The organism is Collinsella sp. AM31-2AC, assembly GCF_003469285.1.
Lineage (GTDB): Bacteria > Actinomycetota > Coriobacteriia > Coriobacteriales > Coriobacteriaceae > Collinsella > Collinsella aerofaciens_AT.
This window is the reverse complement of the sequence record NZ_QSJB01000001.1, coordinates 20,894-43,723: the sequence shown is the minus strand read 5'-3', so window position 1 is coordinate 43,723 and position 22,830 is coordinate 20,894. Positions and strand designations below refer to the sequence as shown.

16 protein-coding genes and 1 tRNA gene are annotated in these 22,830 nt (G+C 58.7%); 16 read left to right on the top strand and 1 reads right to left on the bottom strand.

Features of this window, described 5'->3' with window-relative positions:
- Positions 1 to 177 precede the first annotated feature (177 nt).
- Together DW796_RS00155 and DW796_RS00150 are read left to right on the top strand one after the other, a co-directional pair.
- Positions 178 to 2,619, top strand: coding sequence for a lipopolysaccharide assembly protein LapB (locus tag DW796_RS00155; protein WP_147350996.1), 2,442 nt, complete (start codon positions 178 to 180; stop codon positions 2,617 to 2,619).
- A 94-nt stretch (positions 2,620 to 2,713) separates the two neighbouring features.
- Positions 2,714 to 2,804, top strand: a tRNA-Ser gene (locus tag DW796_RS00150).
- Positions 2,805 to 3,124: 320 nt separating this feature from the next.
- On the opposite strand, the gene DW796_RS00145 is transcribed toward DW796_RS00150, so the two are convergent.
- Positions 3,125 to 4,465 (bottom strand): D-alanyl-D-alanine carboxypeptidase family protein, encoded by a 1,341-nt coding sequence (locus DW796_RS00145; protein ID WP_158567656.1) that lies wholly within the window; start codon positions 4,463 to 4,465, stop codon positions 3,125 to 3,127.
- A 197-nt stretch (positions 4,466 to 4,662) separates the two neighbouring features.
- Between DW796_RS00145 and DW796_RS00140 the strand changes: the two genes are divergently transcribed.
- From DW796_RS00140 to DW796_RS00075, 14 genes are all read left to right on the top strand, one after another.
- Positions 4,663 to 5,358: a response regulator transcription factor gene (locus DW796_RS00140; RefSeq protein ID WP_117655503.1), complete on the top strand. Its 696-nt coding sequence runs from the start codon at positions 4,663 to 4,665 to the stop codon at positions 5,356 to 5,358.
- A 25-nt stretch (positions 5,359 to 5,383) separates the two neighbouring features.
- Positions 5,384 to 6,622: a sensor histidine kinase KdpD gene (locus DW796_RS00135; protein WP_118093905.1), complete on the top strand. Its 1,239-nt coding sequence runs from the start codon at positions 5,384 to 5,386 to the stop codon at positions 6,620 to 6,622.
- A 103-nt stretch (positions 6,623 to 6,725) separates the two neighbouring features.
- Entirely contained in the window at positions 6,726 to 7,601 is an 876-nt protein-coding gene (gene pstB / locus DW796_RS00130; protein WP_199579815.1) for a phosphate ABC transporter ATP-binding protein PstB, read from the top strand.
- Positions 7,602 to 7,665: 64 nt separating this feature from the next.
- Positions 7,666 to 8,394 carry a response regulator transcription factor gene (locus DW796_RS00125; RefSeq protein ID WP_089572665.1) on the top strand — a complete coding sequence of 243 codons (729 nt, stop codon included), beginning with the start codon at positions 7,666 to 7,668 and terminating at the stop codon, positions 8,392 to 8,394.
- Positions 8,395 to 8,397: 3 nt separating this feature from the next.
- Positions 8,398 to 9,822 carry a cell wall metabolism sensor histidine kinase WalK gene (locus tag DW796_RS00120; RefSeq protein WP_117757828.1) on the top strand — a complete coding sequence of 475 codons (1,425 nt, stop codon included), beginning with the start codon at positions 8,398 to 8,400 and terminating at the stop codon, positions 9,820 to 9,822.
- Between the two features lie 195 nt (positions 9,823 to 10,017).
- Positions 10,018 to 10,674, top strand: a complete 657-nt coding sequence (locus tag DW796_RS00115; RefSeq protein ID WP_118093904.1) for a YveK family protein — start codon at positions 10,018 to 10,020, stop codon at positions 10,672 to 10,674.
- 2 nt (positions 10,675 to 10,676) lie between these two features.
- Entirely contained in the window at positions 10,677 to 11,414 is a 738-nt protein-coding gene (locus DW796_RS00110; RefSeq protein WP_118093903.1) for a CpsD/CapB family tyrosine-protein kinase, read from the top strand.
- Between the two features lie 17 nt (positions 11,415 to 11,431).
- Positions 11,432 to 12,082, top strand: coding sequence for a tyrosine-protein phosphatase (locus DW796_RS00105; protein WP_022094060.1), 651 nt, complete (start codon positions 11,432 to 11,434; stop codon positions 12,080 to 12,082).
- A gap of 39 nt (positions 12,083 to 12,121) precedes the next feature.
- On the top strand, positions 12,122 to 12,625 hold the full coding sequence (locus DW796_RS00100; protein WP_117628973.1) for a GNAT family N-acetyltransferase: 504 nt from the start codon (positions 12,122 to 12,124) through the stop codon (positions 12,623 to 12,625).
- Positions 12,626 to 12,827: 202 nt separating this feature from the next.
- Complete coding sequence (gene htpG / locus DW796_RS00095; RefSeq protein ID WP_118093902.1) at positions 12,828 to 14,852, top strand: molecular chaperone HtpG; 2,025 nt, start codon at positions 12,828 to 12,830, stop codon at positions 14,850 to 14,852.
- A gap of 387 nt (positions 14,853 to 15,239) precedes the next feature.
- A complete protein-coding gene (locus DW796_RS00090; RefSeq protein ID WP_233539618.1) occupies positions 15,240 to 18,005 on the top strand; it encodes a YhgE/Pip domain-containing protein in 2,766 nt (921 codons plus the stop codon).
- Positions 18,006 to 20,195, top strand: a complete 2,190-nt coding sequence (locus tag DW796_RS00085; protein WP_117716631.1) for a YhgE/Pip domain-containing protein — start codon at positions 18,006 to 18,008, stop codon at positions 20,193 to 20,195. It abuts the gene before it with no gap.
- 201 nt (positions 20,196 to 20,396) lie between these two features.
- On the top strand, positions 20,397 to 21,380 hold the full coding sequence (locus tag DW796_RS00080) for a DMT family transporter (protein ID WP_117637368.1): 984 nt from the start codon (positions 20,397 to 20,399) through the stop codon (positions 21,378 to 21,380).
- A gap of 116 nt (positions 21,381 to 21,496) precedes the next feature.
- On the top strand, positions 21,497 to 22,795 hold the full coding sequence (locus DW796_RS00075) for a M20 family metallopeptidase (RefSeq protein WP_199579814.1): 1,299 nt from the start codon (positions 21,497 to 21,499) through the stop codon (positions 22,793 to 22,795).
- Positions 22,796 to 22,830: the final 35 nt, after the last annotated feature.

The window sequence follows — 22,830 nt, the reverse complement described above, 5'->3', positions numbered from 1 at the left end:
TAAAGCTCCCGGCAACGGGGGCTTTTCTTTTACGTAAACACCGCATGGATTCGAACCTCGGTCGAGGCGCGGGCGTAAAGCGGACGATTTCCTGTCGACTCGTGTAAGATTCCGAGTAGATGTCGCGACTAATTCGCGACCACTCCTTCTTCAAGCGACCGATCAGGGTGATACTTCGTGGCAGAGCGTCCGACATACAAGCTCAGGTTTCTCGATCCCAAAAAGCGCTTTCCGGCGATGCCCGAGCAGCCTGCGGGACGTTCATATGGCGTGGTCTGGAAACTCTTTGGCGAGGATCAGCATGAATCTTGCTATGTCGTCGAATTCGTTGGCAAAAGCCATGTGTCGCTTTTGGGCTACGTAAGCGTTTCGGGCGAGGTGTACAAGGTGGACCGCCCCGTTAGCGAGACTCCGCTGCCCAACGATCCCGACATGGAACTGGTCCTTGACGAGTCGGACTCCGGTATTGGTGAGATTGTGGTTCGGGGAGCCAACGGCACAATGCGCGCGTGCGCGCGAACCGTCGGCTCTCCCGAAGGCCCCATGCGCGAGCAGTCCGACCACGAGACATGGAATTCGACCCGCTCCCTTCCTTACGGCGAGTTCATGGCATCGATGTTCCTGCGCTACGTGATATTCGCTGACTCCGAAAATGCCATTGCGAGCACGGCGGACGCCGGCGGACTCGACGAGGGTATGCAAAATGTTATCGACAAGATCAAGCTCGTAAAGTTGCCCGAGCCGGTCGAGGTGTTTTTGGGCTTTAACACGGCACCGCTCCCTGATGCTATCGAGACGCTGCTTTACCGCGTTGACCATGCCGAGAATCCGAGCGGTATCGAGCGCTATGCCGCCGCCCTTATGAGTGAAATTGACTTGCCCCGCTTGCGCACCATCGCCGCTAAGTCCGAGATGAGCCTGGCTCGCATCGATCGCTCAAAGCTTTTCTATCTCAATTTTGATCGCAGCCTGCTGGACCAGGACGAGATTGACATGCTGCTTGCCATCGAGTGCCGTCTTAACCGTCTCTCCGGCATCCTTGAGCACATCGGGGCCGGATTGGTCCCTGCGGCATCCTCGCCGAGCCTTGAGGGCTGCGCGCTCTTTGATGCGTGGCATATCGCCAAGACGACCAACGATGTTCCCCGACTGCTCGATACGGCCTCGAGCGATAACCCGTGGGGCAAACCGGGTACGGTGGCTTGCCAGCCGGGCGGTGAGTGGGATGTGCGTACCCGCTTCGCGCGTATTGTCGAGGCACTTAACGTGGTCACGCGGCTCGACTATACCTATCGGGCAAACGTTGCCGAGGGGATCATGCTCGTTCGGTTTGGGCAGTCTGTCGTTGATGCTATGCCACAACGTGAATACGACGCTCAAGATGACGCCTGGCGCGAGTTGGACGAGGACACGCGCGCGATCTGGGCCGCGGAGCACGATGCGCGCGTGGCGCTCACGCTTGCGGCAGCGTGTTTTGCCGCGGGCACCTGTATCACGCGCTGCTATGTGCAGATTGCTGCTCCCGACAGTGAGCAGGGCGAGTGCGTTGTCGCAACGTATTTCTTTGGGCGCGCGGCCTATCTGGCCGATTGCGTGCCTGTCGCCAAGGATCTTGAGAGCATGGACATGGACGATATGCCGTGCAAGCGTGTGCTTGAGGCATATGAGTCAACCGCTCCGGAGACGATTGAACCTGCGGAGGTTCATGCTCGTCCGCGTGATGACCATCGCATGCTGCCGCCGGCGCTGCGCGATCTGCTGCTTGCCGATACAGCTGACGAGCTGGAGGTCATGGAAGAGGACGACGACCCATACGTGGCCCGTGTTGTTGAATTGCGCGAGCAGGCAAAAGTCGACCGTACAGGTGCTTTTGAAGGCTTTTCCCGTCTTGTTGAGGAGTTGGAGGCTAAGTGCGCCGTCGCCGAGCTTTTGGCGACAGGTCCGGTTCAAACGCAGTTTTGCGATAACCAGCTGGTGCGCATGGTGCTACCGGTGTTGGAAGAAGACCGCTCTGTACGAATCCTTCGTGCGCCCGATGCGCTGTACTTTGCCCAGCACGAGATCTGCAGCTTTTACGCCGAGCAAGAGGACTTTGAACGAGCACTGCCCGAGGTGCGCCATCTTTACGATCTGGCGCGCTCGTCCATGCAGTCGCACTTTGCGCTCATCAACGTGCTTGCGCGTCTGGAGCGCTTTGATGAGATTATCGAGGTGGCGCGCCACGGCCTACGTATTGCCAGCGATCGTTCTGCAATCGGCTACCTGTTCTATCGCTTGGCGTTTGCCTATTGGAATTGCGATCAGCTCGACCTGGCGCTGGTTTGTTACCGTCTGGTGCCGCGCGGCGAGGAGTCGGGCAGCAGCGCGCTGGAAGAAATGCAGGGCCTTATGAACGAGATGGGCGTCAGCGAGCCTCCGACGTTCGAGGAAGCGGTCGAGACCATCCGCAGGGCTGGACTCGAATTGCCGCCCGTGCCCGCGGTGGCCAACCAGCTTGCGGATGCCGCCGTGCAGCTGGTCGATAACGGCTTCTTTTTCCTGGCGCGCGGTTGCATCTTCCAAATGTGGCGTACCATGGGCAACGACGAGCTCGGCTCCCTCAACCGCTCGCTGGGGTAGGGGCGAAAACTGCAAGGAGGAAAGGCCGCCGGGCAATTAGAAAATTACCTCTTGCCCAACTTCGACTGTTTGGTTACTATAGAACGGCTGTTACGGAGAGCTGACCGAGAGGCCGAAGGTGCTCGCCTGCTAAGCGAGTATGCCCCAAAAGGGCATCTGGGGTTCGAATCCCCAGCTCTCCGCCAGTACGAATTTGAAGAAGGGTCCCATTTGGGGCCCTTTTTATTATCAAGAATGGCGGCTGGGGATTCGAACCCGAGAGGGCACGGGCGTTAAGCAAACGCGAAAGCGTTTGTAGCCCGTGGGCGAAAAGCCGCCAGGCTTTGAAGCCGGAGGGCATGCGCAGCATGCCCGGACATCCCCAGCTCTCCGCCAGTACGAATTTGAAGAAGGGTCCCATTTGGGGCCCTTTTTATTATCAAGAATGGCGGCTGGGGATTCGAACCTCAAAAAAAGAGGCATCCTTTCGGACGCCTCCCTTCAGTGGGCTTATTATTCTTGCGCACTACACCTCGGGCGCCTTGGCGACGGTCTCGCTTTCTGCCGTGAGCGGGCGGTTGTCGATGCGGCGGCCCAAGCGATCGAGCTTCACGAGTAGCCACTCAATGGGATTCGGCCCTGCGCCTTCCTCGTCGGCAACCAGGTCCATGACGGCGATCTTGGTGCCATCCTGCTTGAGCGTAACGCTGCCCACCTTGTCGCCCACATGCACCGTGCCCGAAAGATCGTCGTAGCTAACCTTTTCGGTCACCTCGCCGGCAAGGGAAAACACGGTCGCTTGCGCCGTAGGATCGGCGAGCGTGGCGTCGATCGTCTTATCCGTCCAGTCGGTTTGGCCAATGCGCGCCATAAGCGGGTTGCCGTTGGCGGTCTTTTCCTGCGTGTTGGCGATTGCGACCGTCACCTTGTGACCGTAGTACCAATTGGCAAGGGTTGCGGTATCGGTAAAGCGCTGGTCGGTGGTGGTGGAGTTCAAAACGACGGTGTAGATCTCGTCGCCATCGCGGTTGTAGGCACCCGTAAAGCAATAGCCTGCATCATCGGTGGTGCCGGTCTTGCCACCGATGATGCCATCTTGGCCTAGCAAATAGTTATGCGTGTCCATGGAATGCGAATGGTCGGTGCCGTCGGCGCCCGTGACCTCGATCCAGGAATCTTCGCTCGCTACGACCTCGCGGATCGTGTCGTTTTTCATGGCCTCCTGCATCATCAGCGCTACGTCGTGTGCGGTTGAGTGCATATCGCCAGCCCACTCATCAAAGTCCAGACCATGCGGGTTTTCAAAAAGCGTGCCGGTGCAACCGAGCTTCTTAGCGCGCTCGTTCATGGCTTTCACAAATGTTGCCTCGGCGTCTTTGGTCTTAGGGTCGATCTTCTTGCCCACATATTCGGCGAGCACGATGGCGGCGTCGTTGCCCGAGGGAATCATCAGGCCGCGCAGTGCCTGCTTCACGGTGAGCTCGTCGCCTTCGAGTAGGCCGGCTGTTGAATTGCCCACGGTGGCTGCGGCGTTGCTCACCGTGACCTTCTCGTCCATCTTGCAATTCTCGACGGTTAGGATTGCGGTCATGACCTTGGTGATCGAGGCAATCTTGACCTGCTCATCGGCGCCGCGGGCATAGTAGACGGTGCCGTCTTTGCCCATGACGAGGGCATTGGTCGCATCGATATCGGGCAGGTTTTCGGCCGTGATGCCGCGCGCATCGGCGGTTTTGCCGCAAACATTGTCGGTCGTGAGTACTTGGGCGCCGGCGACGGTGGGCACGCCAGCGGCAAGGGCGATAGCGCAGACAAAGCCGGCGGCAAGCTGGGCTGAGCGCTTTGCAAAAGAGGTGAGGGACTTCACGGATTTCGCTTTCGACGGGATGGTCTCTTCTGGAACTAGAGTATATCGTTTGCCGGCGTCGGCGATCATCGCGTGCGTGCGTGGCCCACATCCGCGCCCGAACGGGCACAAGGGTGCTTAAGGCCGACTTAATCACCAACGCTTGTTGTGTGTGGCATGCGTCCCCTCGGGCATAATGGAGCGCGAGAGGAGCACGCATGAACGAGCGCATTTTGGTAGTTGATGACGAGAAGGCCATCGCCGACTTGGTTGGTATCTACCTTACAAAAGAGGGCTTTGATGTCCAGATTGCCTATAGCGGGGCCGATGCTGCCAAGGCAATCCTGGAGCAGGAGTTCGATCTGGCACTGTTGGATGTCATGCTGCCCGATATCGATGGCTTTGAGCTACTGCGTACGATCCGTTCCAGCCATACCTATCCCGTGATCATGCTGACGGCGCGCGATGCCCAGCAAGACAAGATCGAGGGCCTTTCGCTTGGCGCGGACGATTACGTGGTTAAGCCGTTCCGTCCGCTGGAGCTCATCGCGCGTGTGCACGCTCAGCTTCGCCGCTACACCAGCTACGGTAGCCGCTCGCAGGCGGCCGAGTCGCCGACCATCCAGCTCGACGGCCTGGAGATCAACCGCGATGCTCGTTCCGTAACGGTGGACGGTGCACCGGTGCGCCTCACGCCCATCGAGTATTCCATCTTGCTGTATCTGGTTGAGCATCGCGGCAGCGTGGTAGCCGTGGAGGATCTGTTCCGCGCGGTGTGGAACGAGGATTTTATGCCCGGCTCCAACAATACGGTGATGGTGCACATTCGCCACCTGCGCGAAAAGATTGGCGACGACGCTCAAAAGCCGCGCTTTATCAAAAACGTCTGGGGCGTCGGCTACATAATCGAATAGCGCCTTTGATGGTGGGGAAGTGGACATGACAAAAGACGATAGGCAGGCATTCGAGGTGCCCGATCGACTCTTTGAATACGTGAGGTCGGTCGTCGACAACCGCGCACTTGCAACGGTGCTGCTCTTTTTGCTGAGCCTGCTGCTGATTGGCATCGATAACATCGCTGGAATCTTGGCGGTGCTGCTTGTCGGCTTTTTGCTGATCGATCGATTTGAAATCGTACGCCGCTGCGTGGTGATTGGCGGTGCCGCGTGGGCCATGACGTTGGCGATTGGCGCCATGGCACTCGGCGGCATCGAAGGGCCGGTGCTGTTCGATGCCGGCTTTGTATTCAACATGCTTGGCTTTGTGCTGGCGCTTGCCGTGTGCGTGCTGTTCTTTTGCGGCCGCGCCCTGTACTGCCAGGGCTATGAGCAGGGCGAGCAGCATGCCGATTGTGTGCTGGCCGCTCGTATTCAAGATCGCCTGATCGATCACCCCGACACCTGGGACAACATCGACGGCGACTTCCTGGAGGTCGAGGGCGCACTCAACCGTGTGCGCGATCGCGAGCGCAAGGTGCAGCAGGCCTTGCGTGACGAGTCTCATCGCAAGGACGATCTGGTCACGTACTTGGCACATGACCTACGCACCCCGCTTGCCAGTGTGGTGGGCTATCTTTCGCTGCTTCAAGAGGCTCCTGAGCTGCCGGTTGAGCAACGTGCGCACTTTACGGGCGTGGCGCTCGACAAGGCGCGCCGGCTCGATGCGCTCATCGAAGAGTTCTTCGATATCACGCGCTTTGACTTCCACGATATCGTGCTCACGCGCGGCTATGTTGATCTGGGGTTGCTGCTGGCTCAGGTGGCTGACGAGTTCTATCCCATCCTCAACGAGCAGCATAAGGAAGCCCAGGTTGATATTCGCGAGGACCTGACGGTGCTCGTGGATGGCGACAAGATGGCCCGCGTGTTCAACAACATCATGAAAAACGCCGTCGCCTATAGCTATGAGGGCTCGACTATCACGATTGAGGCCAGGCGCCAAGACGATGGCGGCGTGCGCGTGCACTTTATCAATCAGGGCGATCCTATCCCTGCGGCTAAGCTCAAGGTGATCTTTGAGAAGTTCTATCGCCTGGATGCGGCGCGTGCGACCAATCGCGGTGGTGCCGGCCTGGGCCTTGCTATTGCCAAGGAGATCATCGCGGCACACGGCGGTACCGTTGCATGTGAATCGACGCCCGAACACACGATATTCACCATCGAGCTGCCCGCCGCATAGCCAGTGTGCCCTTACAAACACTTGACAATGTGCTCACGTGCGTATGAGCCGCGATTCCTACTATCGATACTGCTGAATTGATATCGATATGGAGGTGTGCGGTATGACGGCTGCTGCGGCTGTGGAGCCCACGGAGCTTGAAGAACTCATGGAAGCGCAGGCCGAGGCCGCGCATGAGCGCGAGGTTGGGGATGCGACTCGCCCCACGGCAGAGGATCTTGCCGCCTCGCCGACGCGCATCGACGTCGAGGGCCTCGACCTGTTCTATGGCGATCACCATGCGCTCAAGGACGTGAATATCAAGATCCGCGACAAGCAGATCACTTCGTTCATCGGGCCTTCGGGCTGCGGAAAGTCCACGTTGCTGCGCTGCTTTAACCGCATGAACGACGGCATCAAGGATTGCCGCATCGAGGGCAAGATTGCGCTCGATGGTCAAGATATCCTGGGCGATTGCGACATCTGCCGTTTGCGCCAGCGCGTGGGCATGGTGTTCCAACGCCCCAACCCATTTCCCATGAGCATCTACGACAACGTCGCCTACGGTCCTCGCGGTATGGGTGTGCGCGACCGCGCCGTGCTCGATGAGCTGGTCGAGGACTCCCTGCGTCGCGCTGCCCTGTGGGACGAGGTCAAGGACAAGCTCAAGGAGTCGGGCCTGGGTCTTTCGGGTGGACAGCAGCAGCGCCTGTGCATCGCCCGCGCACTTGCCGTGCAGCCCGACATTCTGCTGATGGACGAGCCGACCTCGGCGCTCGACCCCGTGTCGACGCTGGTGGTGGAGCAGCTTGCCTGCGAGCTCAAGGAGATCTGCACGTTGGTGGTCGTTACGCACAATATGCAGCAGGCGGCGCGCATCTCCGACTCGGTCGCGTTTTTCTTGCTGGGCGAGCTGGTGGAGCACGCGCCCACCGCTCAGCTCTTCAAAAAACCGACCGATTCGCGCACAGCGGATTATTTGACGGGGCGTTTTGGCTGACGCTGTCTTTTACAGGTGCTTTTAGGGTTAAGATGCGGTCATATCGGCCGCAAAGGGGTTCAACATGATCTATTACGTCGAGGACGATGACAACATCAGGGATTTGACGGTCTATGCGCTGCGCAAGCAGGGAATCGAGGCCGAGGGCTTTTCGTGCGATGGCGAGTTTAAGGCTGCCGTGGCGCGACGGGTGCCCGATGCTGTGCTGCTCGATATCATGCTGCCCGACACCGATGGCCTGGCGATTATGCGTCGCCTGCGTGCCGATCGCCTGACGGCGACGGTGCCCATCATGATGCTTACCGCCAAGGACACTGAGCTCGACAAGGTGATGGCGCTCGATGGCGGTGCCGACGATTACCTGACTAAGCCGTTTTCGCTCATGGAGCTTGCGAGCCGCTGCCGCGCACTGCTGCGTCGCGGCGGCATGGTCAAGCAGGCGAGCGATGTGCTCAGCGTAGGCGACATCGTGCTTTCGCCCAGCCATCGCGAGGTGACCGTTGCCGGCGAGCCGCTTAAGCTCACCCTGCGCGAGTTCGACCTGCTCGAGTACCTCATGCGCAAGCCCGGCGTGGTCTTTACCCGCGAGTCGTTGCTGCAGAGCGTGTGGGGCTGGGACTTCGACGGCGGTTCGCGCACCGTTGACGTGCACGTGCAGACGCTTCGCCAAAAACTGGGCGAGCATGCCAGCGCCATCGAGACCGTGCGCGGCGTGGGTTATCGCCTGGCCGAGCCTTCTGCCGGTGATGGTGCCGAAGGCGACGACACCGCGGCCACCGCATCGGAGGAGTAACCCGTGGTCTTCGCCCCCCAGGGAAAACATACGCTGTCGCACCGCGTTTTTGTGACGATCTTTGTTTGCGCCATGGCGGTTATCGTGGCGTTTACGGTGCTGGGTGCGTTCTTTGTGCAAAACACCTTGGCGGATGCCACGAGTGCCAATCTGGCGCAGGAAACCGAGCTCATTGCTGCCGCCCTCGACGAGCAGCAGGAGCCCATCCCGTTCTTGCGTAGCCTCGATCGCGAGGACTTACGCATCACGCTGATTAACAAGGATGGATCGGTTGCCTACGACAACGAGGCGTCGCCTTCCACACTGCCCAACCATGGCGATCGCCCCGAGGTCATCGAGGCCTTTGAGAGTGGTTCGGGTTCCGCGGAGCGCGCAAGCTCTACGCTCGACGAGATTATGCTGTATCGCGCCGTCGCCCTTGATAACGGCCAGGTTGTCCGCTTGGCGCAGGCCCAGCCTGGCGTTGCGGCGATTTTGCTGTCGATGGTGGCGCCGATGCTGCTTATCGCAGCAGCGGGTGCGGTACTCTCGTTTTTCATGGCGCGCCGCGAGTCCCGTGCCATCATCGCGCCGTTGCAAGAGGTGGATTTGGACCACCCGCGCCGTAGCTATGAGCACGCCTATGCCGAGATGGTCCCCATGCTTGAGCGTATCGAGTCGCAGCGCCAGGAACTCAAGCGCCAAATGGCGGTGCTAGCGGACAACGACCGTATGCGCCGCGAGTTCACGGCGAATATCACTCATGAGCTCAAGACGCCGCTTACGGCGATTTCGGGCTATGCCGAGCTCATCGCAAACGGCATGGTTGAGGGCGAGGATGACCTGCGCAACTTTGGCGGTCGTATCTATCGTGAGGCGGGCCGCTTGGCAGCGCTTGTCAACGATATCCTTACGCTGTCTAACTTGGACGAGGCCGAGCGTGCGACTGAGGGCGAGGCGGTGCCCATTGGGTCCACGGAGCCTATTGAGCTCTCGCGTGCCATCTACACGGTTGAGCAGCGTCTTGAACAGGTCGCCCGTCAAGCGAATGTGACGATAAGTCATGAGACCAAGCCTGTGGTCATCGAAGGCGTGTCGCGCTTGATTGACGAGCTCATCTACAATCTGGCAAGCAACGCCATCCGCTACAATCGGCCCGGCGGTACGGTTACGCTGCAGTGCGGCACCAACGACGAAGGCCATCCGTTCCTCGCGGTCGCCGACACGGGAATCGGTATCGCGCCTGAAGAACAGGGCAAGGTATTTGAGCGGTTCTATCGCGTGGACAAGAGTAGATCCAAGGCACGCGGCGGAACCGGCCTGGGGCTTGCCATTGTCAAGCATGCGGCCCTGTATCATCACGCCACGCTCGATCTATCGAGCGAGTTGGGCGTGGGAACCACCATTACGGTGGCGTTTCCCATACAGCAGGACGAGCCATTCGCATAGCGATACAACATAGATAATGATGTAGACGCCGCATCGGACTTTCGGGTGCGGCGTTGTTGTGCAATTTTACGATCGCTTCCGTCATTTTTACAGGAGAGCCTGTTTCTTATGTATAGAGTTTGGTCTCGGTAAAAAGATGCGATAACATACGGACAGTTTTGTCAATCCGAACTGGGGAAATGAAAGGCAAGCTGCATGACCCTTCTCGAACTGTTCCAGCTGCTGAAGAAGCACCTCAAGCTGGTCATCACCCTTCCGGTGGTCTGCGCGATCGCCATGGGCATCGTGTCCTTTGTTGCGATGGACAACACCTACACCGCGACGACGAGCATGTACATTCTCGCCAAGACCGACGATAGCGGTCAGATGAGCTACAACGATCTCTCGGCGAGCCAGATGCTTTCCAACGATATCGCCACGCTGCTGGATAGCGATAGCGTTAAGAGCGGCGCCGCCAATGAACTGGGCCTCACCGATCTGGATGACTACAAGGTGTCTGTTTCCTCCGAGACCACCACGCGTGTCATTACGCTTTCGGTTACCGGCACCGATGCCAAGGAGACGGCTAAGGTCGCAAAGGCCATAGCTAGCTCGGTGAGTACGGTCGCTCAGAACGTCGGCGCTGCCCAGAGCATCAACGTTATCGACGAGGCTAAGACCCCCGAAGCCCCCAGCGGTCCCAAGCGTATGCTGTACGTTGCTGTCGCGTTCCTCGCGGGCATCTTTATCGCAGTTGCCTATGTCGTTTTGGCAGACATGCTCAATACCCGCATCCGCGGTGCCGAAGAGGCAGAAGAGCTCCTGGGCATTCCCGTTGTTGGCCGAATTCCGGCTATGAAAGGTGGTAAATAGGCATGGCTAAGGCAAAGAACACCGATAAGCTCGTTGTACAGAATGCCGCCAAGACCCTTCTGGCCAACATCCGCTTTGCGAGCGTGGACGACCCCATTCGCACCATCACCGTTACCTCCTCGATTCCCAACGAGGGCAAGTCTACGGTTTCCATTAACCTTGCTCAGGCAATCGCCACGAGCGGCAAGTCCGTGCTCCTGGTCGAGTGCGATATGCGCCGCAGGTCCCTTGCCGATATGCTCGGCGTCCGCTCCCGCGGTGGACTCTATGCGGTCCTTTCCGAGCAGATCTCCATTGACCAGGCAATTGTCGAGACGGGTCAGAAGAACTTCTACTTCCTCGATGCCGAGCCGCATATTCCCAATCCTGCCGACATCATCGTCTCTCACCGCTTTTCCAAGTTGGTCAAGGCACTGTCTGCTAAGTTCCAGTACGTCATCTTCGATGCTCCTCCGGTTGGCACCTTCATCGATGCTGCCGAGATTGCCAGCCTGACCGACGGCGCGCTGTTCGTGGTGCGCGAGAACTTTACCAAGCGCGAAGAGGCGCTCAACGCCATCGGTCAGCTTAAGAAGTCCGAGAAGGTCAAGCTCATCGGTACCGTTATGAATTACTGTGAGACCGAGACCAGCGAGTACTACTATTCTTACTACACCAAGGACGGTAAGAAGGTTAAGAAGGGCTCCGACAATCAGGGCACTTCCAAAAAGGGCATCTTCACCAACCGAGCAAACGTTTAGTTGATTAAGGCCGACCTATGCGTGACATTCATTGCCATATCTTGCCGGGTGTAGACGACGGCGCCGCCGATCTTGATGAGAGCTTGGCGATGCTCGAGGCTGCCAAGCGGGCCGGTGTAACCAGAATCGTTTGCACTCCTCACTGCCGTGATCCCTATTTTGATTACGACAAGATGTGGGATGCCTTTGAGCTACTGCGCGATAACGCTGACGGTTTTCCGCTCCAGATGGGCTTCGAGGTCAACCATCGAAAGCTCGTTGAACTTGGTATCGATGCCGCGGAGCACTTGCATTTCGATGGGACCAACGAGTTTCTGCTCGAGCTTTCGACGCATGCCGATGCGTATGCGTTTAGAGAATACGAGAACACGATTTACGATTTGCAGTGCCGTGGCTACCAGGTGATCATCGCTCATCCTGAGCGCTATCGTGCGGTTCAAAAGGATGTAAGCGTGGCGGAACGCCTGGTCGATATGGGCTGCAAGCTGCAGGCTTCGGCGGACTTTATTGCCGGTGGTCGCTTTGGTCGCGAAAAAAAGCCGGCCCAGCGCCTGTTCGATCAGAACCTGTACAGCTTCATCGCGAGCGATGCCCATAACGTGGGTCATTACGACTGCCTGGCGAAGGCTCGCGCGAAGTTTAGCGTGCGCGGAGCTCATTTTCGCTAAAATCTGTCCCTAACGTTCTCATTGAATGAAAGGGCAGCCATGGATATCCAACTTAAGACGGGATGCTTTGATGACGCGGCGTTGGTGCGCCGCGTCGTTTTTATGGACGAGCAGGGCTACGAGAATGAGTTCGACGCTATCGACGAGGACCCGAACTGCATTCATGTGACGCTCTATGTAGACGGCGAGCTTGCCGGTTGCTCGCGCGTGTTTCCCGAAGAGCTTGAGCGCGCGGCTGACGCAGAGGCTCCGGTGTCGCCGGCGTGCGACTTGGACGAAGGCGTCGCAGCGGGGGAGACCTACATTATGGGGCGCGTCGCCGTGCTGCCGGCTATGCGTCGTCGTGGTTTGGCGAGCAAGATTGTCGAGGCCAGTGATACCGCCGCGCGTGATGCCGGCGCCAAGCTCATTAAGCTGCACGCGCAGGAATACGTGCTGCCGCTCTATGCCAAGGCGGGTTACACGCAGATTGCCCCAGTGGACTATGAGGATGAAGGCCAGCCCCATGCCTGGATGGCCAAACGGGTCGAGGGTGACAGATAGGGACGTTCCTTTTCTGCCGGCAGTTGGGGACACTCCTTGGCAATTGGCGCATCAGAGCGTTTGGACATACAGTTTTTCGATTCCGTATGTATATATGCGCGCTAATGGGTTATAAAATCTAAGTCTGAACATAGCAGGTCTGCGATGCGGCTCGGGCAACCGGGCCGTTTTTGCGGACGGGGGTAGCGCGAAAGGACTGCACATGCGTCAATTTAAGACCGAGAGCAAAAAACTGCTCGACCTCATGATCAACTCCATCTACACCAATAAGGAAATCTTCCTGCGCGAGCTTATCTCTAATGCGAGTGACGCCGTCGACAAGCTCAACTTTAAGAGCCTGCAGGACCCGAGTGTCAAGCTCGACCAGGGCGACCTGGCTATTCGCGTCTCTTTTGATAAAGACGCCCGCACCATTACCATCTCGGATAACGGCATTGGCATGACCGCCGAGGAGCTCGAGCGCAATCTGGGCACCATCGCCCATTCCGGCTCCGAGGAGTTTAAGACCGAGAACGCCGAGCAACAGGGCTCCGATGTCGACATCATCGGCCAGTTTGGCGTGGGCTTCTACTCCGCCTTTATGGTCGCCAGCCACGTGAAGGTCGTCAGCCGCGCTTATGGCGAGGACACCGCCCACGTTTGGGAGTCCGACGGTCTTGAGGGCTACACCATCGAGGATGGCGAGCGTGCTGAGCACGGTACCGATGTCATCCTGACGCTGCGCGAGAACGAGAAGCTCGACGCCGACGGCGAGGCCGAGACCTACGATCGCTTCCTGACCGAGTGGGGCCTCAAGAGCCTGATTCAGCAGTACAGCAACTATGTGCGCTACCCGATTCAGATGATGGTGAGCAAGAGCCGCCAGAAACCCAAGCCCGAGGACGCCGGCGACGACTACAAGCCCGAGTACGAGGACTACCAGGAGCTCGAGACCATCAACTCCATGACGCCGATTTGGAAAAAGCGCAGCTCCGACGTTGAGCAGAAGGATTACAACGAGTTCTACAAGTCCACGTTCCACGACTTTGACGATCCCGCGCGCACTATCAGCTTCCATGCCGAGGGTACGCTTGAGTACGATGCGCTGCTGTTTGTGCCGGGCCGCGCCCCGTTCGATCTGTACAGCAAGGACTACGAGAAGGGCCTGGCGCTCTACAGCTCCAACGTGCTGATTATGGAGAAGTGCGACGACCTGCTGCCCGACTACTACAACTTTGTCCGCGGCGTCGTGGATTCTGCCGACGTGTCGCTCAACATCTCGCGTGAGACGCTGCAGCAGAACCGTCAGCTCAAGGCCATCGCCAAGCGCGTGGAGAAGAAGATTACCGCCGATCTTGAGGATATGCGCGACAACGACCGCGAGGCCTACGAGAAGTTCTTTGAGAACTTTGGCCGCGGTCTTAAGTACGGCATCTACTCGAGCTATGGCATGAAGGCCGATGAGCTCGCCGACCTGCTACTGTTCTGGTCTGCCAAGGAGCAGAAGATGATTACCCTGGCCGAGTATGCCAAGGGCATGCCCGGGGATCAGAAGGCCATCTACTACGCCGCCGGCGACTCGCGTGAGCGCTTGGCCAAGATGCCCGTGGTAAAGGGCGTGCTCGAGCGCGGCTATGACGTGCTGTTGCTGACGCAGGATGTGGATGAGTTCACGTTCCAGGCTATGCGTGAGTACGTTGCCGCCGATATGCCTAAGATCTACGAGGACGACGCCGCCCGCGAGGCTGCCGAGAAGGCCGTTGCCGACGGTGCCGAGCCCGAGGTCGAGGATCGTCATCTGGAGCTCAAGAACGTTGCGACCGGTGATCTTGACCTGGCGACCGAGGACGAGAAGAAGGAGGCCGAGGACGCCACCAAGGAGAACGAGGACCTCTTTAGCGCTATGAAGGAGGCGCTCGGTGACAAGGTCGAGAAAGTTGCCGTCTCCGCGCGCCTGACCGATGCCCCCGCTTGCATCACCACCGAGGGCCCGCTTTCGCTTGAGATGGAGAAGGTGCTCCAGAAGGGACCCGAGGGCGCGCCCGACGGCATGCCCAAGAGCCAGCGCGTGCTCGAGCTCAACGCCAAGCACCCGGTCTTCGACAAGCTTGTCGCTGCCCAGAAGGCAGGCGACGCCGACAAGATCAAGCAGTACTCCGGTCTGCTCTATGACCAGGCTCTGCTGGTCGAGGGCATTCTCCCCGAGGACCCCGTTGCCTTCGCGGCGGCTGTCTGCAACCTGATGTAGTTCGGGGATACGGCACCGTAACTAGATTAGAACGAGAGTGGATAATCTCCCACTTTTGGCTCGAATGCAGGCTTGAAGTGGGAGATTTTCCACTCTCGTTTCCTTTTGAATGATCCCTTGGGGACGGAGGAAAGCGGATCACCAGATCAGGCCGACCCCCTCGGTGATCCGTTTTCCTCCGTCCCCAAGGGATCAATTATTTGTCGGGGTTGTGGTTTTGCGACCTGCTGAAATTTGAGATACTGTACAACTGTACGTTAACTAATCTTCGTAGTATATTGCTACCCGCAAAACTCAATACCATTGTGCTTCGAGACGCTAAAGCGCCTACGTACAATGGTTGTTGATAGTACGATTTGATTCAACGACAGGATGGATGGTCTAAGCGTGAGTCTCGGCAGCAAACTATCCAACGCAAAGGTATCCTTTGCGATCTTTAAGCGTGACATCAAGCGATTGCTCGTGAACCCCGTCGCCTTGGTGGTTACCCTCGGCGTGTGTGTTATTCCCTCGCTGTATGCCTGGTACAACATCGTGGCAAACTGGGATCCGTACGGAAACACCCAGGGCATCAAGATTGCTATCGCCAACAACGACCAGGGAACCCAAAACGACCTGGTGGGCGAGCTCAATGCGGGCGACAAGGTCGTCGATCAGCTCAAGGAAAACGATCAGCTGGGGTGGACCTTCGTCGATTCGGCCGCCGATGCCAAAGAGGGCGTCGAGAGTGGTGAGTACTATGCGGCCATCGTAATCCCCAAGAACTTCTCAGATAACCTGGTCTCGATGCTCGACGGCAATTACCATCAGCCCAAGCTCACGTACTACGTCAACGAGAAGAAGAGCGCTATTGCGCCCAAGGTCACCGACACTGGCGCCAATACCATCGAGGAGCAGATCAACTCGGAGTTTGTCTCCACGGTGGGCGAGACCGTCGCGGGCATTGCTAAAGATGCTGGCATCGACCTTAAAGACAAGGCGACCCAGACCCGGGATTCGCTGGCGGGCTCGGTGTCCGAGGCGTCTGATACCCTGGGCGAAGTACGCGATTCCATCGGCGACATGAACACCGCCATCGACAAGACGAGCAGCTCGATTGCTTCGGCCGATGCTGCGCTGGTGGGCCTGCAGGGGCAGGCGCCCTCTCTAACGCAGGCGATCTCCCAGGGCAACGACCTGCTGGGCGAGGCTCGCGCCACGGCGGGCAACTCTATCACCTCGCTCTCCAAGGCACTCTCGGAAGGTAGCCTTGCACTCACCAAGACGTCAGCCTCCGCGAACGCTGCGATTGGCAAGCTAACGGGTACGGTCACATCTACGACCACCCGCATCGACAACTCGCTCGAGTCTCTCCAGGCGACGATCGATCACAATAAGGTCGTTATCGGACACTTGGAGATTCTCGTTAATGACACGTCGACAGGTTCCGAGGAAATTGACGCGCGCATTGTATCGACCATCGATTCGCTTCGCGAGCAAAACCAGAAGCTGCAGAGCATCAAGGATGGCCTTTCCGCACAGTCGAGCGCCATGGCAAACGACGCTACGGCAATCTCGAACGCGAGCAACGCACTCAACGCGGCAATTCAGACCGGTACGGCTAACCTCGGTCAGGCTCAGACCGATCTGGGTCAGAACGCACTTCCGAAGGCTTCGAGCGCGCTTGATTCCTTTGCCGCCGTTTCGGGCGATTTGACCGGCATTGTGTCGGGTATGACCCCCACGATAGCGAGCGCGCGCGGCACGCTGGCGCAGCTCGACGCCACGCTCAAGCAGGCAAAGACCACGCTATCCCAAACCGACGCCTCCCTTGCCAAGGTTCAGGACAAGCTCGCGACCGCCGCCAATGACATTGCGGCGCTGCGGACCTCTGAGTCTATGGGCGAGTTAGCCGACCTCATGGACGTCGACGTCAATGACGTGGCAGATTTCATGGCATCTCCGGTTGAGCTGACGTCCAAGTCAATCTATCCGGTCAAGAGCTTTGGCTCGGGCATCGCGCCCTTCTACACCAATCTGGCGCTGTGGGTAGGCGGCTATGTGCTCATCGCTATCTATAAACTCGAGGTCGACCGCGAGGGCATCGGTAGCTTTACGGCGCGTCAGGGCTACTTTGGCCGCTGGCTGCTGCTGGTGATCCTGGGCGCGTTCCAGGCCATTATCGTTACGGTGGGCGACCTGGTCATTGGCGTTCAGTGCGTCAATCCGCTGCTCTTTGTACTGGGCGGCATCGCTATTTCGTTCACCTACGTCAACATCATCTATGCGCTGTCCACCACGTTTAAGCATATCGGTAAAGCCATTGGCGTCATCCTCGTCATTGTGCAGATCCCCGGCTCGTCGGGCATGTATCCCATCGAGATGATGCCCGGCTTCTTCCAATGGCTGCATCCGCTGCTGCCCTTCACTTATGGCATCAACCTGCTGCGCGAGACCGTCGGTGGCATGTATTCGTTCAACTACCTGTTCAACCTGTGCATCCTGGGCGTGTTCCTTGCCATCGCGCTCTTTATCGGTCTGCAGCTGCGCCCGTTGCTGCTCAACCTCAATCTGCTCTTTGATAAGCAGCTTTCCACGACGGGCCTCATGATCTGCGAGTCCAACGACCTACCGCGCCAGCGCTATTCGCTGCGCACGGCCATGCGCGTCATGCTCGATTCGGATTCGTACCGTCGCGAGCTGCTCGATCATGCCGTGGCGTTTGAGCATCGCTACCCGTACTACATCAAGGGCGGTTTTGCCGCCGTGGTAGGCGTGCAGGTTCTGCTCTTTGTGCTTTCGACGGTGCTCGATATCGACAATAACGGCAAGATCATCCTGCTCGTTATCTGGATTATCTCGGTCATTGCCATCTGCGGCTGGCTCATCAACATCGAGTACATCCGTGCAAGCCTCAACACCCAGATGCGCATCTCGGCGCTTTCGGACGAGGACTTGCGCCGCGAGATGCGCGAGCACACGGCTGCCATCCCTGCCGCCCGTCGTATGTTTGGTCTCAACGCCAGCGAGCGGGGCACCAAGGACAGCGAACAGCCCACGAGCCGTCTGCCGCATATTGGTGCGCATCGTAAATCTCAGGGCAGCGACAGCACAGCTACAAATGATGGAGATACCACCCTGCTTGGCAAGCACTCTAAAGGAGGTGAGGCATAAATGAAGAACATCCTGCACCTGTTTAAGCGTGATGTCCAAAACGTGTCTCGCTCCGTGATCGGCATGGTCGTCGTGATGGGCCTCATTATCGTGCCGTGCCTGTACGCGTGGTTTAACATCGCCGGCAGCTGGGATCCGTACGGCAATACCGGCAACCTTAAGATTGCAGTGGTCAACACCGATGAGGGCTACGAGAGCGACCTGATTCCCGTCGAGATCAACGTGGGCGAAAACGTGACGGCGACCCTGCGCGGTAACGAGAACTTTGACTGGGTTGTCCTCAACGACCGCGATAAGGCGATTGAGGGCGTTAAGTCGGGCACATACTATGCCGCCGTCGTTATCCCCAAGACGTTTAGCGCCGACATGATGACGCTTTTCTCGACCAACGTGAAGCACGCCGACATCGAGTTCTACGAAAACCAGAAGGCTAACGCCATCGCCCAGATCGTGACCGAAAAGGGTTCGAGCGCCGTCCAGAGCCAGGTGAATGAGACCTTTACCAAGACCATCACGACCATCGGCCTTAAGACCGTGTCCAGCCTGCTCGATTACATGAGCACCGATCAGGTCAGCAGCTTTATCGCCAACCTGTCCTCGACACTGGGCGATTCGGTCGAGGACCTGCAGGACGTTCAAGCCAACGCGACTTCGCTGGCGGGCATTTTGAGCTCGACCTCCGATTCGTTGACGTCGGCGAGCGGTATGCTCCAGCAGACGGGTAAGGTCGATGAATCTACCAAGCAGTTGATGGAGCACGCCGAGAGCGGCATTAGTGATTCCAAGGAAGCACTCAAGGCCGCCAACGACGCCATCAACGCCGCGATTGACGGAAGTGCGGGCTCGTTTGACAACGTGTCCGCCGAGCTCGCGAAGGCTTTCGACGCCGCAAACCAGCATGTCCACGTTACGGTGACCCAGCTCAACGAAGCCGCGTCGGCACTCGAATCGCGCGCCAAGGAAATCGACGACACGGCCGACCAGCTCCGCAGCTTTGCCGATCAGGTGAGTGACGAAAAGCTCCAGGACAGCCTCAAGTCTGTGGCTACATCGCTGGGCAGGATCGCGACGGAGTATCGTAACAATGCCAACGACCTGAGGGCAACCGCAAAGTCCCTTTCCGACAGCATGGCAGAGGTCAACAGCACGCGTGCCGAGGTCGACCAGGCCATCGCCGATGCCAAGGCGGGCATCTCGGGCGCTAAGTCCGACTACGATTCCACATTCTCGGTCAAGGCCAAGGAGCTCAAGAAAACTATTTCGGGCGTTCTGGATTCGCTCGACGGCATCTCGGGCGACCTAGATAGCGCTGTTGCCGGCCTGACCGACGCATCCGGTTCGCTGGCAAAGGGTCTCTCCAAGGCCGCAAAGCTGGTCAACAAGGCTTCCGATCAGCTGGGCGAGGCGTCGGACAAGATCAGCGCGTTCAAGGACGAGCTCGACGGCGCCCTGATGTCGGGTGACCTGGCGACGATCAAGACGATGATCGGCAACGACCCCGAGGGCCTGGCCGTGTCGCTTTCCGGCCCCGTTGCGCTCGACCGCAAGCCGGTCTATCCGATCCGCAACTACGGTTCGGCCATGGCGCCGTTCTATACGATTCTGTCGCTCTGGGTCGGCTCGATCGTACTGGCGGCCATGATGAAGGTCTCGGTCGACGACGAGCTCATCAACGAGCTCATCCCCGTACGCCTGCACGAGATCTATCTGGGCCGTTACCTGTTCTTTGGCGGTTTGGCCCTGCTGCAGGCAACGCTCGTGTGCGCGGGCGACATTCTGTTCTTTGGCATTCAGTGCGACAACCCGCTGCAGTTTGTGCTGGCGGGCTGGGTCGCGAGTCTCGTGTTCTCCAATATCGTCTACACGCTTACGGTTTCGTTTGGCGATATCGGCAAGGCGCTCGCTGTCGTGCTGTTGGTCATGCAGGTCGGCGGTTCGGGCGGCACGTTCCCCATCGAGATGACCGGCCCCGTGTTCCAGGCGATCTATCCGTTCCTGCCGTTTACTCACGGCATCAACGCCATGCATGCCGCCATGGCTGGCGCCTACCATATGGAGTACTGGGTTGAGTTGGGTATTCTGGCGAGCTATCTGATTCCGTCGCTGGCCCTGGGCGTCGTCTTCCGCCGTCCGGTCATCAAAGCCAACGACTGGATTATCGAAAAGCTGGAGTCGACCAAATTGATTTAATACAGCAACGTAAACGCCGTCGGAACATCGAGGATTTCTGTTCCGACGCTTTAGTTGAGTGAATTGCATGGGCTGCTTGGTTGTTGCTACAGTAGCGGGGCGTGCCGGGGGTCCGGTGCGCCCTGTTTTTATTTGACCATGAGGCGGCATGCGGTCACGCGCGTGCGGACACCACGCCCAGATTGAGCGCGAGGATGCCCTATGCCCCAGCATGTCACTGACAATATCGAAATGATGCCCGATGGCCCTGTGGCTCGCGAGGACCTGGGTGCGGGCGGCACCTCCCGTGGTGCCGGTGCTCGTTCGCCGTTGTTCTGGAAAGTTCTACTGCTTTCGGTGGCGATTATCTGGGGTTACTCCTTTACCACTATGAAGGACGCGCTCGACACCATTCCGGTGTTTGAACTGCTCTACGTGCGCTTTCTGCCTGCGGCGTTGGTCATGTTTGTCATCTTCCACAAGCGCATCATCGCGCACCTCAACGCCCGCAATCTTATCGTCGGACTTGGAATGGGCACACTTATGTGGGCCGCCTACGTCCTGCAGACGGTCGGTCTGGCGCACACCACGGCGGGCAAGAACGCGTTTTTGACGGGTACGTACTGCATCCTCGTGCCCTTTGCGAGCTATTTTCTGAGCGGCGAAAAACTCACCCGCTATAATCTGGGCGCGGCACTGCTGTGCTTGGCGGGCATTGGCCTGGTGGCGCTTGATAGCGTCGAGTTCAACATCGGCGATGCCATTACGCTGGGCGGCGCGGTTTTCTTCGCCATCCAGATGGCGGTGACCGCCAAGTACGGTCGCAAAATGGACATCAACGTCATCACGTTTTGGATGTTTGTGGGCAATGGCGTGCTGAGCCTGATCTCGTCGCTGCTATTCGAGACCCAGGCGCCTCTGTCCGTGTGGACGCCGAATTTTATCTGTGTGATGGCGTTTCTCTCGGTGGGCTGCACATGCGTGGCTCTGCTCATCCAAAACGTCGGCCTGGCGCATGTCCCGGCTTCGACGGGCTCGCTGCTCCTTTCGATGGAGTCGCCTTCGGGCGTGTTGTTTTCGGTGCTGCTGATGGGGGAGGCGCTCACCTCGCGCCTGCTCGCCGGCTTTGTGCTTATCTTCCTGTCGATTATCTTGAGCGAGACTCACTTCGATTTTTTGCGTCGAAAGCCGCGCCCGCAATTGTAAACAACTTGTTGCGCCGCCCTCCTGGGGCGGCATTTTTTATGCCTCGCCCTTAAAGCTGTACCTTGCGCTTTACGCTATCAAAGTGCTTACTGCAAAAACGTTACTGGAGGGCATTTATGGCACTAGCTCAGTCCGATCTTCAACCGCAATCAGCGTCCAAGGCCACCGTGGCGGCGCAGGCCGCTATCGGTGACGGTCTTGTTGCAGAAGCTCAGGCGTTTGCCAACGAGCTTGCCACATGGCGCCATGATCTCCATCAAACGCCTGAGCTCGGTAACAACCTTCCGCAGACGTCCGCCTTTATCCAGGCGCGTCTGGACGAGATGGATATTCCCTATGCCGTGCTTGTTGACGGCTCCTGTGTCGTTGGCCTAATCGGTGCCGGCGCGGCAGCTGCTGCTCGGGGTAACGGTACGTGCACGGACAAACAGGCCGGTACGGTCATCATGCTCCGTGGCGACATGGATGCCCTGCCTGTTGCTGAAGAGTCAGGCGAGCCTTTCGCCTCTACGAACGGCTGCATGCACGCATGCGGACACGATATGCACGCGACGGCGCTGCTTGGTGCGGCGCGCCTGCTCAAGGCCCGCGAGTCCGAGCTTGTCGACGCCAACGCCACGATTAAGTTGCTGTTCCAACCGGGCGAGGAAACCTTTGAGGGTGCCCGCGCCGCCATCGCCGACGGTCTGCTGCAGAACCCGCGTCCCCAGGCCGCCTTCGCCATACATGTCAATAGCCAGTCGCCGCTTGGCCTGGTGCTCTACGGCAGCCCGGCGCTCTCGGGCGTGTACGGTTTTCGCATCACGCTTCAGGGCAAGGGCGACCATGGCTCGAGCCCCGAGATCTGCATCGACCCCATCACGGCCGGCGTCCATGTGCATCTGGCGCTTCAGGAGCTCATCTCCCGCGAGGTGCCGGCGGCCAAGGAGGTCGCGCTTACCATTGGCAAGTTCGCCGGCGGTCAGGCCGCAAATGTCATTCCCGACACTTGTGTGCTTGAGGGAACGCTGCGTGGCTTCGACGTCGAGCTCATGGAGCACCTCAAGACCCGCATCGCCGAGGTCGTCAACGGCGTGGCCGCAACGTATCGCACGCCGGCGACTATCGAGACGCTTTCGGATGTTCCGCCGCTGGTACTCGACGACGGCATGACGCAGGCGTCGCTTGGCTACGTGGGCGCGGTGCTGCCCAAGGCTGCCTTCCTGCCGCTGTTCCACGCCATGGCGAGCGAGGACTTCGCGTTGATCTCGAGCGAGATCCCGAGTGCGTACTTTACCGTGGGCGCTGCCGTGACTGATACGGACGAGCACTTTGCTCAGCATCATCCCAAGGCACGTTTTAGCGATGCCGAGCTTCCCCTTGGCGCCGCGGCTTATGCCGCCGTCGCTTTGGGCTACATCGCCGACCACCGGTAGCACCCAATCTTGCTACTCGTTCGTTAAAAAGGAGC

Excerpts from the sequence above, each read along its gene's own strand:
- DW796_RS00140 (WP_117655503.1), top strand. The coding sequence starts at position 4,663 with ATGAACGAGCGCATTTTGGTAGTTGATGACGAGAAGGCCATCGCCGAC.
- DW796_RS00135 (WP_118093905.1), top strand. The coding sequence starts at position 5,384 with ATGACAAAAGACGATAGGCAGGCATTCGAGGTGCCCGATCGACTCTTT.
- pstB (WP_199579815.1), top strand. The coding sequence starts at position 6,726 with ATGACGGCTGCTGCGGCTGTGGAGCCCACGGAGCTTGAAGAACTCATG.
- DW796_RS00125 (WP_089572665.1), top strand. The coding sequence starts at position 7,666 with ATGATCTATTACGTCGAGGACGATGACAACATCAGGGATTTGACGGTC.
- DW796_RS00115 (WP_118093904.1), top strand. The coding sequence starts at position 10,018 with ATGACCCTTCTCGAACTGTTCCAGCTGCTGAAGAAGCACCTCAAGCTG.
- DW796_RS00110 (WP_118093903.1), top strand. The coding sequence starts at position 10,677 with ATGGCTAAGGCAAAGAACACCGATAAGCTCGTTGTACAGAATGCCGCC.
- DW796_RS00105 (WP_022094060.1), top strand. The coding sequence starts at position 11,432 with ATGCGTGACATTCATTGCCATATCTTGCCGGGTGTAGACGACGGCGCC.
- DW796_RS00100 (WP_117628973.1), top strand. The coding sequence starts at position 12,122 with ATGGATATCCAACTTAAGACGGGATGCTTTGATGACGCGGCGTTGGTG.
- htpG (WP_118093902.1), top strand. The coding sequence starts at position 12,828 with ATGCGTCAATTTAAGACCGAGAGCAAAAAACTGCTCGACCTCATGATC.
- DW796_RS00085 (WP_117716631.1), top strand. The coding sequence starts at position 18,006 with ATGAAGAACATCCTGCACCTGTTTAAGCGTGATGTCCAAAACGTGTCT.
- DW796_RS00080 (WP_117637368.1), top strand. The coding sequence starts at position 20,397 with ATGCCCCAGCATGTCACTGACAATATCGAAATGATGCCCGATGGCCCT.
- DW796_RS00075 (WP_199579814.1), top strand. The coding sequence starts at position 21,497 with ATGGCACTAGCTCAGTCCGATCTTCAACCGCAATCAGCGTCCAAGGCC.